This window comes from Proteus vulgaris (assembly GCF_011045815.1).
GTDB classification, from domain to species: Bacteria; Pseudomonadota; Gammaproteobacteria; order Enterobacterales; family Enterobacteriaceae; genus Proteus; species Proteus vulgaris_B.
The window spans coordinates 43,254-55,595 of sequence record NZ_CP047346.1 but is presented as its reverse complement, the minus strand read 5'-3'; the positions used below and the strand labels follow the sequence as shown (position 1 = coordinate 55,595).

The following is a 12,342-nucleotide window of genomic DNA, read 5'->3' as shown; positions in this document are numbered from 1 at the left end:
GCCTTTTGTCTTATTCAAAGGCCTTACATTTCAAAAACTCTGCTTACCAGGCGCATTTCGCCCAGGGGATCACCATAATAAAATGCTGAGGCCTGGCCTTTGCGTAGTGCACGCATCACCTCAATACCTTTGATGGTGGCGTAAGCCGTCTTCATGGATTTAAATCCCAGCGTGGCGCCGATTATCCGTTTCAGTTTGCCATGATCGCATTCAATCACGTTGTTCCGGTACTTAATCTGTCGGTGTTCAACGTCAGACGGGCACCGGCCTTCGCGTTTGAGCAGAGCAAGCGCGCGACCATAGGCGGGCGCTTTATCCGTGTTGATGAATCGCGGGATCTGCCACTTCTTCACGTTGTTGAGGATTTTACCCAGAAACCGGTATGCAGCTTTGCTGTTACGACGGGAGGAGAGATAAAAATCGACAGTGCGGCCCCGGCTGTCGACGGCCCGGTACAGATACGCCCAGCGGCCATTGACCTTCACGTAGGTTTCATCCATGTGCCACGGGCAAAGATCGGAAGGGTTACGCCAGTACCAGCGCAGCCGTTTTTCCATTTCAGGCGCATAACGCTGAACCCAGCGGTAAATCGTGGAGTGATCGACATTCACTCCGCGTTCAGCCAGCATCTCCTGCAGCTCACGGTAACTGATGCCGTATTTGCAGTACCAGCGTACGGCCCACAGAATGATGTCACGCTGAAAATGCCGGCCTTTGAATGGGTTCATGTGCAGCTCCATCAGCAAAAGGGGATGATAAGTTTATCACCACCGACTATTTGCAACAGTGCCCATCGGCGTAGTAGTGGATGTGGTCGATGACAAAGCCGGTGCGGGTCAGCGTGCGCCGGAGGATCGGCAGAAAATCGACCAGGAACGAAGTAGCGCGTGTGACGACGGCCGGTACGCCGACACGCGCCACGGCCTCGGCCCAGCGCGCGGCCGGCGGTTGGAGCAGGCCGTTGTGCACCGAACCGTGGTAGGTGCCGACCGCCAATGTGAGCCAGCGCTCTAGCTCGCGCAGCGTCAGGGCGGCCTTGTTTTCGGAATCGTAGTCGCCGCGCTGGTCAGGGTTGGAGAAGGTCGTTCCCGGCAGTTCGTCGTGAATCATCTGCATCGCCGTGCCGATGATCCGTTCCACGATGCCGCCATAGTGCGGCTGTCCCAGCGGGCGATAGTCCAGCCGGATGCCATGCTGCTCGCAACCCCGGCGCAGGGCCTCGCTCTTGAACTCGGCCGCGTTGTCTAGGTAGAGCAGTAAGGGCTTGCCGCTCATCTGCCAATCCATTTCCACGTTCAGTCCTTCCAGCCAAGGGCGCTTGTCGCAGGCGACATGCACGAGGCACAGGCCAACCGAAACGGCAGACGGCGCTTCCAGCGTGACGACCATGCCGAGCACGCAGCGGGTGAACACGTCGATGGCGAGGGTCAGGTACGGGCGGCCAATAGGTTGCCGGTCGCGGTCATCGACCACGATCAGGTCGATGACCGTATGGTCTATCTGCACCTGCTCCAGCGGCGCGGTCACGGCAGGAGGCTCGCCGCCCACACCTTGTAGGTCACGAGCGGCATCCTGGCCTTCCCGCCGGCGGATGACCTTGCGCGGGTCAAGGCTAGCGATCCGTAAGGCCACGGTATTGCGCGCCGGCACTCGCAGTTTTTGAGCCTTGCACACCTGAGTGACTTCGCGGTGAAAGGCCGCTAGGCTGCGCTTCTGCTTGGTCAGGAACCGCTTTTGCAGTAGCTCGTGGATGACGCGCTCGACCGGTTCCGGCAAGCGCCCCTTACCTTTACCTCCACCGGACTGGCCGGGCACCAGATCCGTCACGAGGCCGCTGCCTTGCCGGGCACGCCGGATCAGAACGTATACCTGGCGCCGAGACAAGCCCAGCGCCTGAGCCGCCATATCGGCCGCTTCGTGCCCGACCGTCTCCGACTGCGCCAACGGACTGATGATCTCCGCACGACGGCGCGCACGCTCCCAAGCCTCATCAGGCAGAGTGGCCACGCCTTGTTCTGGAATCCGTGGGGTGTCCGTCGCCATGCTCACCTCGCTTTGGTGCACACGAGTATTGAGCATAGTCGAGATTGGTGCAGATCACTTCTGATATTGAACTGTCAGGAGCTGGCTGCACAACAGCCATTACGCCCAATCAACTGGTGCAGTCGTCTTCTGAAAATGACATCCATGCCCAGCCCGTGCGCGAGCTGGATCACCGCCCGCACGATAGTTTGGTCACGGGCATCATCCGGGAGCCTAGCGACAAAGGATTGGTCGATTTTCAATGTGGTGATGGGGCAGCATTTCAGATGTTGCAGGCAGGAATAGCCGGTGCCGAAGTCGTCGGCGGCGAAGCGCACGCCGATGGCGCGCAAGGCGTCGAAACTGGCGAACAGGGCTGGATTGCCGAATGCGACCGATTCGGTCAGTTCGATCTCCAGAAGCTCGGCGGGCAGGGCCATATCGGCCAGCACCCGCTTTACCTCGTCGTCGAACGTTGGCCCAACCTGGCTGGCGGACACATTGATGGCAAGACGGAACGGTTGCCATGCCGGTCCTTGCCACTTGTGCATCTGGCGACAGGCCTCGCCCAGCACCCACGCGCCTATTTCCGGCATCAGGCCGAACGACTCGGCCAGCGGCAGGAACTGGCCGGGCGGCAACAGGCCAAGCCTCGGATGCCGCCAGCGCATCAACGCTTCCGCGCCAGCGATCCGGTGATCGCGCAGATCGACCAGCGGCTGGTAATGCAGGTCAAGCTGTCCGCGCGCCGCCGCCTGCGCCAACTCGGCCGCCGTCCATCCGGCGGGCTGCGAACTCGTCATGATCCGCCCCGGAAGGCGCGCAGCAGCCGCGTTACGGCCAGAACGAACAAGCCGGTCAGCGCGAGCGCGGCAACACCCCAATGCTCGCCAAGGAAGGCACCGGCGGTCGTCCCGGCCAGCACGGCGGCGAGAATCGGCAGATGGCAGGGGCAGGTCAACACGGCCAGCGCACCCCACAGGTAGCCGGAAACGGGTTGGCGCGTCTCGGGCGGCAGTTTGTCAGGGGCGTTCACGGCAATGCCTCCTCGTGCGCCCGCTCGGCTGGCATGGAGGCCAGTTGCGCGTCCAGATGGGCCAACGCCGCGCGCCGCCGCTCGACCAACTGGCGCAGCACGGCAAGCTGCGCTGCGGCTTGTGCGCCGTCCGCTGCGTCGAGCGCACGGCACAGCCGCGCCAGGGCATCCAGGCCGATACCCGCCTCGAAGGCCGCGCGCACGAAGCACAGCCGTTGCAAGGCCGCATCGTCGAACACGCCGTAGCCGCCCGTGGTGCAGGCCACCGGCCGTAACAAGCCGCGCACCAGGTAGTCGCGCACGATATGTACGCTCACCCCAGCGTTATGGGCCAGTTGCGATACCGTGTAGGCGCTCATCGCACACCTCCTTGTCCTCACCCGGCGCAGCAGGAAAGCTGCTTCACATCCTTGTTGAAGGTCTGCGCCGCGAGCTTCAACCCTTCGACCATCGTCAGGTAGGGGAACAACTGGTCGGCCAGTTCCTGCACCGTCATCCGGTTGCGAATCGCCAGTGCGGCCGTCTGGATCAGTTCGCCCGCTTCCGGGGCCACTGCCTGCACGCCGATCAGTCGTCCGCTGCCTTCTTCAACCACCAGTTTGATGAAGCCGCGCGTGTCGAAGTTGGCGAGCGCGCGCGGCACGTTGTCCAGCGTTAGCGTGCGACTATCAGTTTTGATGCCGTCATGGTGCGCTTCCGCCTCGCTGTAGCCTACGGTCGCCACTTGCGGGTCGGTGAACACCACGGCCGGCATCGCGGTCAGGTTCAGGGCCGCGTCACCGCCGGTCATGTTGATCGCGGCGCGAGTGCCGGCCGCTGCCGCCACATAGACGAACTGCGGCTGGTCGGTGCAGTCGCCTGCGGCGTAGATGTGTTCCACGCTTGTACGCATGCCGGGGTCGATGACGATAGCGCCTTGCGGGGTGAGCGTGACGCCCGTCGCATCCAGTGCCAGCTTGCGTGTGTTGGGCGCGCGGCCGGTGGCGACCAGCAGCTTGTCGGCGCGCAGTTCGCCGTGCGCCGTGGTGAGCACGAATTCGCCGTCCCCTTCACCATTGATATACGCGACCTGGCTGGCCTGGGTGTGTTCCCTCACCTCGATGCCCTCCATGCGGAATGCGGCCGTGACGGCTTCGCCTATAGCTGGGTCTTCGCGGAAGAACAGCGTGCTGCGAGCCAGGATCGTCACCTTCGCTCCGAGTCGGGCGAACGCCTGCGCCAGCTCCAGCGCCACCACTGATGAGCCAATCACGGCCAGGCGCTTAGGAATCGTCTCGCTGACCAGCGCTTCAGTGGAAGTCCAGTACGGAGTGTCTTTCAGGCCGGGAATCGGCGGCACGGCCGGGCTCGCGCCGGTGGCGATCAGGCAGCGGTCGAATGCCACCACGCGCTCGCCGCCGTCGTTGAGTTGCACGATCAGGTTGCGATTGTCCTTAAAGCGGGCGGAGCCGTGCAGCACAGTGATCGCCGGATTGCCCTCCAAGATGCCTTCGTACTTGGCGTGGCGCAGTTCATCGACGCGGGCCTGCTGCTGGGCCAGCAGCGCCGTGCGCTGGATGGTCGGCGTGGTAGCGGCGATGCCGCCATCGAACGGGCTTTCCCGGCGCAGATGGGCGATATGGGCGGCGCGGATCATGATCTTGGACGGCACACAACCGACATTGACGCAGGTGCCGCCGATGGTGCCGCGCTCGATCAGCGTGACACGTGCGCCTTGCTCGACGGCCTTCAGCGCCGCTGCCATCGCGGCCCCGCCGCTGCCGATGACGGCGATATGCAATGCGCCGCTGCTACCCGTCTTGTCGTTTCTGCCCAGCAGATCGCGCATCTTGTCGAGCAATCCGCCCGGCGTCGAAACTGAGGGGGCATCGGCCAGCGTGGCCCGATAACCGAGTCCAGCTACAGCGGCCGTCAGCGCGTCGGGTGACGTGCCGACCTCAATGGCGAGCTTGGCGCTGCCCTTGGCGTAGGAGACATCCGCTGATTGCACGCCGGGCACTTTCTCCAGGGCGTCCTTGACATGCACTGCGCACGAGTCGCAAGTCATGCCGGTGATTTTGAGAGTGCTCATACCATCGTTCCTTATTCGTGTGGGCCGCCGTGTCGCACGGTCAGCCGTCTTTCACAAGCGCTTGGCGGGGAGTTCGCAGCCGTCCGGTCCGCAACGGCGATGCGCCGGCGACACGAAGTCCCAGATCGACACCCCAATCATCAAGGCCAGGCCGACGTACATCAGGTTCGCCGTCCACCAGTTGCCGAGCAGCCAGACCGTGGCCGCAAACACGATGGCCGGGCCGATCATGCCGAGCAGACTGCGCAGCCATTGCCGATGACTGAACCAACCCAGCGCGTTCGCCAGGAAGGCCAGCGCGGCAAACAGCGGCAGCAGGCGGCTGATGAACAGTCCCTCGTACTGGCTCAAGAAGCCCAGCCCGATGGCCGCGCCGAAGCTGGCGAGGGCTGGAAAGCAGGCGGCGCAGCCCATCGCGGAAACGACGCTGCCGAGCGCGCCGGTTTTATCGGCAATGCGTGTCATCAGTCCCATGAAGCGGCTCTCGCTGTTGTCGTTGGCTTGCTGGCTCACTGCTTGACGCTGGACGGATAGCCGGCGTCTGCGGTGGCCTTGGTCAGCTTCTGTACGCTGGCCTTGGTGTCGTCAAAAGTGACGACGGCCTCGCGCTTCTCGAAGCCCACATCGACCTTGCTCACGCCTTCGACCTTGGAGAGCGCTTTCTTGACTGTGATCGGGCAGGCGGCGCAAGTCATGCCGGGAACCGCTAGCGTGACGGTCTGGGTAGCGGCCCACACCGGGGCAACAGCGGCGGCGAGGGCAAGGGAGGCAAACAGTTTCTTCATGATGAACTCCTGGTTAATAGAAAAATGGAACGACATAGGGAAATCCAAGCGCGACCAGGACCAGCACGGCCACGATCCAGAAAATCAGCTTGTAGGTGGCGCGCACCTGCGGAATCGCGCAGACCTCACCTGGCTTGCATGCCTGCACGGGCCGGTAAATCCGCTTCCAGGCGAAGAACAGCGCCACTAGCGCCGCGCCGATGAACAACGGTCGATAGGGTTCCAGCACCGTCAGGTTGCCGATCCAAGCACCGGAGAAGCCCAGGGCGACCAGTACTAGCGGCCCCAGGCAGCAGGTCGATGCAAGAATGGCGGCCAGCCCGCCGGCGAAGAGCGCACCGCGCCCGTTTTGTGGTTCAGACATACGTTGGCCCTTTTGAATTTGGATTGGATAGCGTAACCTTACTTCCGTACTCATGTACGGAGTCAAGCGATATGGAAAATAATTTGGAAAACCTGACCATTGGCGTTTTTGCCAAGGCGGCCGGGGTCAACGTGGAGACAATCCGCTTCTATCAGCGCAAGGGCCTGTTGCGGGAACCGGACAAGCCTTACGGCAGCATCCGCCGCTATGGGGAGGCGGACGTGGTTCGGGTGAAATTCGTGAAATCGGCACAGCGGCTGGGGTTCAGTCTGGACGAGATTGCCGAGCTGTTGCGGCTCGACGATGGCACCCACTGCGAGGAGGCCAGCAGCCTGGCCGAACACAAGCTCAAGGACGTGCGCGAGAAGATGGCCGACTTGGCGCGCATGGAAACCGTGCTGTCTGAACTCGTGTGCGCCTGCCATGCACGAAAGGGGAATGTTTCCTGCCCGTTGATCGCGTCACTACAGGGCGAAGCAGGCCTGGCAAGGTCAGCTATGCCTTAGCGTGCTTTATTTTCCGTTTTCTGAGGTGCCCCCTAATAGTGTTCTTCCATTTCGGTAAAAATCCCTACCATGGATTCCCACTCGTCCGGGGGGTAATGACTCCAACTTATTGATAGTGTTTTATGTTCAGATAATGCCCGATGACTTTGTCATGCAGCTCCACCGATTTTGAGAACGACAGCGACTTCCGTCCCAGCCGTGCCAGGTGCTGCCTCAGATTCAGGTTATGCCGCTCAATTCGCTGCGTATATCGCTTGCTGATTACGTGCAGCTTTCCCTTCAGGCGGGATTCATACAGCGGCCAGCCATCCGTCATCCATATCACCACGTCAAAGGGTGACAGCAGGCTCATAAGACGCCCCAGCGTCGCCATAGTGCGTTCACCGAATACGTGCGCAACAACCGTCTTCCGGAGCCTGTCATACGCGTAAAACAGCCAGCGCTGGCGCGATTTAGCCCCGACGTATCCCCACTGTTCGTCCATTTCCGCGCAGACGATGACGTCACTGCCCGGCTGTATGCGCGAGGTTACCGACTGCGGCCTGAGTTTTTTAAATGGCGGAAAATCGTGTTGAGGCCAACGCCCATAATGCGGGCGGTTGCCCGGCATCCAACGCCATTCATGGCCATATCAATGATTTTCTGGTGCGTACCGGGTTGAGAAGCGGTGTAAGTGAACTGCAGTTGCCATGTTTTACGGCAGTGAGAGCAGAGATAGCGCTGATGTCCGGCGGTGCTTTTGCCGTTACGCACCACCCCGTCAGTAGCTGAACAGGAGGGACAGCTGATAGAAACAGAAGCCACTGGAGCACCTCAAAAACACCATCATACACTAAATCAGTAAGTTGGCAGCATCACCTTGATTATATTATTGATAATAATAAAAACCTTATCCCTATCCAAGAAGTGATGCCTATCATTGGTTGGAATGAACTTGAAAAAATTAGCCTTGAATACATTACTGGTAAGGTAAACGCCATTGTCAGCAAATTGATCCAAGAGAACCAACTTAAAGCTTATGATGATGATGTGCTTAAAAACTTACTCAATGGCTGGTTTATGCATATCGCAATACATGCGAAAAACCTAAAAGAGCTTGCCGATAAAAAAGGCCAATTTATTGCTATTTACCGCGGCTTTTTATTGAGCTTGAAAGATAAATAAAATAGATAGGTTTTATTTGAAGCTAAATCTTCTTTATCGTAAAAAATGCCCTCTTGGGTTATCAAGAGGGTCATTATATTTCGCGGAATAACATCATTTGGTGACGAAATAACTAAGCACTTGTCTCCTGTTTACTCCCCTGAGCTTGAGGGGTTAACATGAAGGTCATCGATAGCAGGATAATAATACAGTAAAACGCTAAACCAATAATCCAAATCCAGCCATCCCAAATTGGTAGTGAATGATTATAAATAACAGCAAACAGTAATGGGCCAATAACACCGGTTGCATTGGTAAGGCTCACCAATAATCCCTGTAAAGCACCTTGCTGATGACTCTTTGTTTGGATAGACATCACTCCCTGTAATGCAGGTAAAGCGATCCCACCACCAGCCAATAAAATTAAAACAGGGAAAACTAACCAACCTTCAGATATAAACGCTAAAAAGGCAAATGCACTACTATCTGCAATAAATCCGAGCAGTACTGCCGTTTTTTCGCCCCATTTAGTGGCTATTCTTCCTGCCACAAAGGCTTGGAATACTGAGTGTAAAAGACCAAGACCCGCTAATGAAAAGCCAACCATCATGCTATTCCATCCAAAACGATTTTCGGTAAATAGCACCCACACCGTTGCGGGAATTTGGCCTATCAATTGCGCTGAAAAATAAATAATCAACAAAATGGGCATCGTTTTAAATAAAGTGATGTATACCGAATTCGATTGCGTCTCAACCCCTACTTCGGTATCTGTATTATCACGTGTATTTTTGGTTTCACGGAACCAAAACATAACCACAAGGAAAGTGACAATATTTAGCAACGCAGCGATAAAAAAGGGACTATGCGGTGAAATCTCTCCTGCAAAACCACCAATAATAGGCCCCGCTATTAAACCAAGCCCAAAACTTGCCCCTAACCAACCGAACCACTTCACGCGTTGAGAAGCTGAGGTGGTATCGGCAATGACCGATGCCGCGACAGCCCCAGTAGCTCCTGTGATCCCTGAAAGCAAACGGCCTAAATACAGCATCCAAAGCGCACTTGAAAAAGCCAGCAATAAGTAATCCAGCGATGCGCCTATTAATGACAACAACAGCACTGGGCGCCGACCAAATCGGTCAGACATTTTTCCAAGCCAAGGAGCAAAGATAACCTGCATTAACGCATAAAGTGCAAGCAATACGCCAAAGTGGTTAGCGATATCTTCCGAAGCAATAAATTCACGTAATAACGTTGGCAAGACTGGCATGATAAGGCCAATCCCCATGGCATCGAGTAACGTAATTACCAATGCGATCTTTGTCGAACTATTCATTTCACTTTTCTCTATCACTGATAGGGAGTGGTAAAATAACTCTATCAATGATAGAGTGTCAACAAAAATTAGGAATTAATGATGTCTAGATTAGATAAAAGTAAAGTGATTAACAGCGCATTAGAGCTGCTTAATGAGGTCGGAATCGAAGGTTTAACAACCCGTAAACTCGCCCAGAAGCTAGGTGTAGAGCAGCCTACATTGTATTGGCATGTAAAAAATAAGCGGGCTTTGCTCGACGCCTTAGCCATTGAGATGTTAGATAGGCACCATACTCACTTTTGCCCTTTAGAAGGGGAAAGCTGGCAAGATTTTTTACGTAATAACGCTAAAAGTTTTAGATGTGCTTTACTAAGTCATCGCGATGGAGCAAAAGTACATTTAGGTACACGGCCTACAGAAAAACAGTATGAAACTCTCGAAAATCAATTAGCCTTTTTATGCCAACAAGGTTTTTCACTAGAGAATGCATTATATGCACTCAGCGCTGTGGGGCATTTTACTTTAGGTTGCGTATTGGAAGATCAAGAGCATCAAGTCGCTAAAGAAGAAAGGGAAACACCTACTACTGATAGTATGCCGCCATTATTACGACAAGCTATCGAATTATTTGATCACCAAGGTGCAGAGCCAGCCTTCTTATTCGGCCTTGAATTGATCATATGCGGATTAGAAAAACAACTTAAATGTGAAAGTGGGTCTTAAAAGCAGCATAACCTTTTTCCGTGATGGTAACTTCACGGTAACCAAGATGTCGAGTTAACCACCCTTTAGATTCATAAAGCGAAAATAATGCGGCTCCAACGTACCCACCTAAATGGAAACGGCGTTCACTCCAATCTAAACACGCACAACAGATTTTACGTGAATGTTTGGAAGGAACGTCAATTCCCATTTCATGAAAATATTGAATACCACTTAATGTGATCATTGAACCATTTTCAGTGATCCATTGCTGTTGACAAAGGGAATCATAGATCTTAACGGCAACTTCGCCAGCTAAATGATCATAGCAAGTACGTGCTTTTCGTAAATGCACTGGCGTGGAAACTTTGGCATGTACGCCATGGTTTAAGGAGATCCCCATCATACTTTCCATCAATTCAGCAATATCTTTTCCTGCTAGCCGAAAATAACGATGCTTGCCTTGAGCTACTACTGTGATTAGCTGGCAATCTAATAATTTAGATAAATGACTGCTCGCCGTTGAAGCTGATATATTCGCCACAGAACTTAGCTCAGTGGCCGTCCAAGCTCGCCCATCCATCAAAGCACTGAGTATTTTAACTCGTGAAATGTCAGACATAGCCGCCCCTATCGCGGCTATTGAGGACTCTATACTGCGATGCTTAAGCGTCATGAAATGTATAATCAAGCGTTAGACTTTATTCAAGCTCCTCCTAAAGATTGCAAAATTAATGTGATTGCCCCCCCACCTTCATTCCCTGTTTCTCGTTTTACTCGATCTAAAGGAAAACTAGAATTAGGGTATCGACAGGGATTGGAAAAAGGTATCTTATTTCTAGAAAACGTATGATTGTTGTTTTCCAATCAATTGATTATTGGAGTGATTTTTGAGTAGTTATTTTCGTTTTATGAGCCAAGAATGGCCGCTTTTAAGCTTTGGCTTTATTACTGTTTTTATCGGTAATATTGGCCAATCATTTTTTTTGAGTTGGTATGGCGCAGATATTCAACAATCACTTAACATTTCTGCTGAGGACTATGGTTTCATTTATGCCATTGCCACGTTGTGCAGTAGTGCCGTCATTTTTATGGTTGGCGGCCTTGTTGACCGTTGGGCTTTGCATAAAGTGGTTATTGTCGTGTCATTTTTACTTTGTGTTTCCTGTTTATTAATGGCGAACATTCAAACTGTGTGGATGTTATTTTTTGCATTTTGGGGACTGAGGCTCGCTGGACAAGGACTCTTTCCACATACCGCGCAAACAACCATGCTTCGAGTTTACACTCACCAAAGGGGGAAAGCGCTTAGCCTTTCTGCTAGCGGAGTTGCCTTCGGTGAAATGGTGCTTCCCATAATTTTAATGACGACTATCGCTTTGCTTGGTTGGAGGTGGAGTTGGTTGATGTTGGCATTGATAGTCATGATTATTTATTTACCAATGGCTTTAACTTTATTAAAAAAGTCGAATACATCTGATAAGAAAAAACCTTTGGAACCCAAAAGCACAAAAACACAAGAGCAAGGGCGTAGAGATGTCGTGAAAGATTGGCGATTTTGGTCGATTATTCCTGCCGTTTTATCCGCTCCATTTATTGTGACGGCCGTATTTATTCAACAAAATTACTTACTGGAACAAAAGGGATGGCCTGCAAGTTTATTAGCGAGTAGTTTCGTTGCATATGGTTTTTTACATTGGGCAAGTTCTATGGTCTCTGGCTCTTTGATTGATCGTTTTCAAGCTAAATCTTTATTACCATTTCTTCCATTACCTTTAATTGCCGGTTTATTAGTCTTAACGTTATTGGATAATTACTGGGCTGCACCTCTATTTATGTCCTTATTTGGTCTAGGCATTGGTAGTTCCAGTCCTGTTATTAGTGCATTATGGGTAGAGATTTATGGGACTCAGCATATTGGAGCAATCCGCTCTATGGTGACCTCAATGATGATCTTTTCTACAGCAGCTGCCCCATGGATATTTGGGATATTTATTGAAAAAGGCTGGACAGCTTCCACTCTATTTGGTTTGTTTAGCGGCCTAACTATGATCGGATTATTACTTCTTATACCTGCTTATCAGTCCTTTAAAGATAAACAGTGTCATAGTGACTAAAAGAGTGTTAAAGATTAATTCATCTAATGATGAAGTGAAAAACCGTTTCTTTTTTGTTCTTACCATATAGACCTTTTGTGATATTCGTGTAACAATTCACACATTATTAATTTTAAAAGGATTGTAAGTTGCATATTACGCCGCCTTAGGCTACCCACCTCTTTCTTCAAAATTGTCACCATTTTGCGTGACTATTATGCCGTTTGCCGGCAGGTACCTTAGTACCATTTATTCTATTAATTTCATTAAATACAATTTCAAAGCAGCATAGTGCG

General features: G+C 53.3%; 15 protein-coding genes and 2 pseudogenes. 5 read left to right on the top strand and 12 right to left on the bottom strand.

The window, feature by feature from the left end:
* Positions 1–23: 23 nt before the first annotated feature.
* The 9 genes and pseudogenes from GTH24_RS21555 to GTH24_RS21515 form a co-directional block, all read right to left on the bottom strand.
* Positions 24–728, bottom strand: coding sequence for an IS6-like element IS26 family transposase (locus tag GTH24_RS21555; RefSeq protein ID WP_001067855.1), 705 nt, complete (start codon positions 726–728; stop codon positions 24–26).
* A 64-nt stretch (positions 729–792) separates the two neighbouring features.
* Positions 793–2,043: pseudogene (locus GTH24_RS21550) on the bottom strand (transposase); the annotation flags it as partial.
* Positions 2,044–2,117: 74 nt separating this feature from the next.
* Positions 2,118–2,786 (bottom strand): EAL domain-containing protein, encoded by a 669-nt coding sequence (locus tag GTH24_RS21545; RefSeq protein ID WP_001300294.1) that lies wholly within the window; start codon positions 2,784–2,786, stop codon positions 2,118–2,120.
* Between the two features lie 35 nt (positions 2,787–2,821).
* Positions 2,822–3,058 (bottom strand): broad-spectrum mercury transporter MerE, encoded by a 237-nt coding sequence (merE, locus tag GTH24_RS21540; RefSeq protein WP_000993386.1) that lies wholly within the window; start codon positions 3,056–3,058, stop codon positions 2,822–2,824.
* Positions 3,055–3,417: a mercury resistance co-regulator MerD gene (merD, locus tag GTH24_RS21535; RefSeq protein ID WP_001277456.1), complete on the bottom strand. Its 363-nt coding sequence runs from the start codon at positions 3,415–3,417 to the stop codon at positions 3,055–3,057. Before merD ends, merE begins: the two co-directional genes overlap by 4 nt.
* A gap of 17 nt (positions 3,418–3,434) precedes the next feature.
* Positions 3,435–5,129: a mercury(II) reductase gene (gene merA / locus GTH24_RS21530; protein ID WP_000105636.1), complete on the bottom strand. Its 1,695-nt coding sequence runs from the start codon at positions 5,127–5,129 to the stop codon at positions 3,435–3,437.
* A gap of 51 nt (positions 5,130–5,180) precedes the next feature.
* Positions 5,181–5,603: an organomercurial transporter MerC gene (merC, locus tag GTH24_RS21525; protein WP_001340589.1), complete on the bottom strand. Its 423-nt coding sequence runs from the start codon at positions 5,601–5,603 to the stop codon at positions 5,181–5,183.
* 35 nt (positions 5,604–5,638) lie between these two features.
* Entirely contained in the window at positions 5,639–5,914 is a 276-nt protein-coding gene (merP, locus tag GTH24_RS21520) for a mercury resistance system periplasmic binding protein MerP (RefSeq protein WP_000732292.1), read from the bottom strand.
* 13 nt (positions 5,915–5,927) lie between these two features.
* On the bottom strand, positions 5,928–6,278 hold the full coding sequence (locus tag GTH24_RS21515) for a mercuric transport protein MerT (protein ID WP_001294663.1): 351 nt from the start codon (positions 6,276–6,278) through the stop codon (positions 5,928–5,930).
* Between the two features lie 71 nt (positions 6,279–6,349).
* On the opposite strand from GTH24_RS21515, the gene merR reads away from it, so the two are divergent.
* Complete coding sequence (gene merR, locus GTH24_RS21510; RefSeq protein ID WP_000429836.1) at positions 6,350–6,784, top strand: Hg(II)-responsive transcriptional regulator; 435 nt, start codon at positions 6,350–6,352, stop codon at positions 6,782–6,784.
* Positions 6,785–6,890: 106 nt separating this feature from the next.
* Here the strand turns inward: merR and GTH24_RS21505 are convergent.
* Positions 6,891–7,588, bottom strand: a protein-coding gene (locus GTH24_RS21505; RefSeq protein ID WP_095033700.1) for an IS1-like element IS1B family transposase whose coding sequence is annotated in 2 segments (ribosomal slippage) — positions 6,891–7,339 and positions 7,339–7,588 — 699 coding nt in all. Because the reading frame shifts where the segments join, the coding sequence is not laid out codon by codon here.
* A 42-nt stretch (positions 7,589–7,630) separates the two neighbouring features.
* Between GTH24_RS21505 and GTH24_RS21500 the strand changes: the two are divergent.
* Positions 7,631–7,948: pseudogene (locus GTH24_RS21500) on the top strand (tetracyline resistance-associated transcriptional repressor TetC); the annotation flags it as partial.
* A 112-nt stretch (positions 7,949–8,060) separates the two neighbouring features.
* On the opposite strand, the gene tet(B) reads toward GTH24_RS21500, so the two are convergent.
* Complete coding sequence (gene tet(B), locus GTH24_RS21495) at positions 8,061–9,266, bottom strand: tetracycline efflux MFS transporter Tet(B) (RefSeq protein ID WP_001089072.1); 1,206 nt, start codon at positions 9,264–9,266, stop codon at positions 8,061–8,063.
* 81 nt (positions 9,267–9,347) lie between these two features.
* Here tet(B) and tetR(B) point away from each other — a divergent pair, with 81 nt between their 5' ends.
* Positions 9,348–9,971 (top strand): tetracycline resistance transcriptional repressor TetR(B), encoded by a 624-nt coding sequence (gene tetR(B), locus GTH24_RS21490; protein WP_000088605.1) that lies wholly within the window; start codon positions 9,348–9,350, stop codon positions 9,969–9,971.
* Here the strand turns inward: tetR(B) and GTH24_RS21485 are convergent.
* A complete protein-coding gene (locus tag GTH24_RS21485) occupies positions 9,949–10,626 on the bottom strand; it encodes an ArsR/SmtB family transcription factor (protein ID WP_164526966.1) in 678 nt (225 codons plus the stop codon). The genes tetR(B) and GTH24_RS21485 overlap by 23 nt on opposite strands.
* Between GTH24_RS21485 and GTH24_RS21480 the strand changes: the two genes are divergently transcribed.
* Both GTH24_RS21480 and GTH24_RS21475 read left to right on the top strand, forming a co-directional pair.
* A complete protein-coding gene (locus GTH24_RS21480) occupies positions 10,612–10,803 on the top strand; it encodes a DUF6363 domain-containing protein (protein ID WP_164526965.1) in 192 nt (63 codons plus the stop codon). The two genes, GTH24_RS21485 and GTH24_RS21480, sit on opposite strands and share 15 nt — an antisense overlap.
* A 37-nt stretch (positions 10,804–10,840) precedes the next feature.
* Positions 10,841–12,067: an MFS transporter gene (locus tag GTH24_RS21475; RefSeq protein ID WP_024008859.1), complete on the top strand. Its 1,227-nt coding sequence runs from the start codon at positions 10,841–10,843 to the stop codon at positions 12,065–12,067.
* Positions 12,068–12,342: the final 275 nt, after the last annotated feature.

Bases quoted from the DNA above. Each gene is read 5' to 3' on its own strand.
- merA (WP_000105636.1), bottom strand. From the start codon at position 5,129: ATGAGCACTCTCAAAATCACCGGCATGACTTGCGACTCGTGCGCAGTG.
- merD (WP_001277456.1), bottom strand. From the start codon at position 3,417: ATGAGCGCCTACACGGTATCGCAACTGGCCCATAACGCTGGGGTGAGC.
- merP (WP_000732292.1), bottom strand. From the start codon at position 5,914: ATGAAGAAACTGTTTGCCTCCCTTGCCCTCGCCGCCGCTGTTGCCCCG.
- GTH24_RS21480 (WP_164526965.1), top strand. From the start codon at position 10,612: ATGCTTAAGCGTCATGAAATGTATAATCAAGCGTTAGACTTTATTCAA.
- GTH24_RS21515 (WP_001294663.1), bottom strand. From the start codon at position 6,278: ATGTCTGAACCACAAAACGGGCGCGGTGCGCTCTTCGCCGGCGGGCTG.
- merR (WP_000429836.1), top strand. From the start codon at position 6,350: ATGGAAAATAATTTGGAAAACCTGACCATTGGCGTTTTTGCCAAGGCG.
- GTH24_RS21555 (WP_001067855.1), bottom strand. From the start codon at position 728: ATGAACCCATTCAAAGGCCGGCATTTTCAGCGTGACATCATTCTGTGG.
- GTH24_RS21485 (WP_164526966.1), bottom strand. From the start codon at position 10,626: ATGACGCTTAAGCATCGCAGTATAGAGTCCTCAATAGCCGCGATAGGG.
- merC (WP_001340589.1), bottom strand. From the start codon at position 5,603: ATGGGACTGATGACACGCATTGCCGATAAAACCGGCGCGCTCGGCAGC.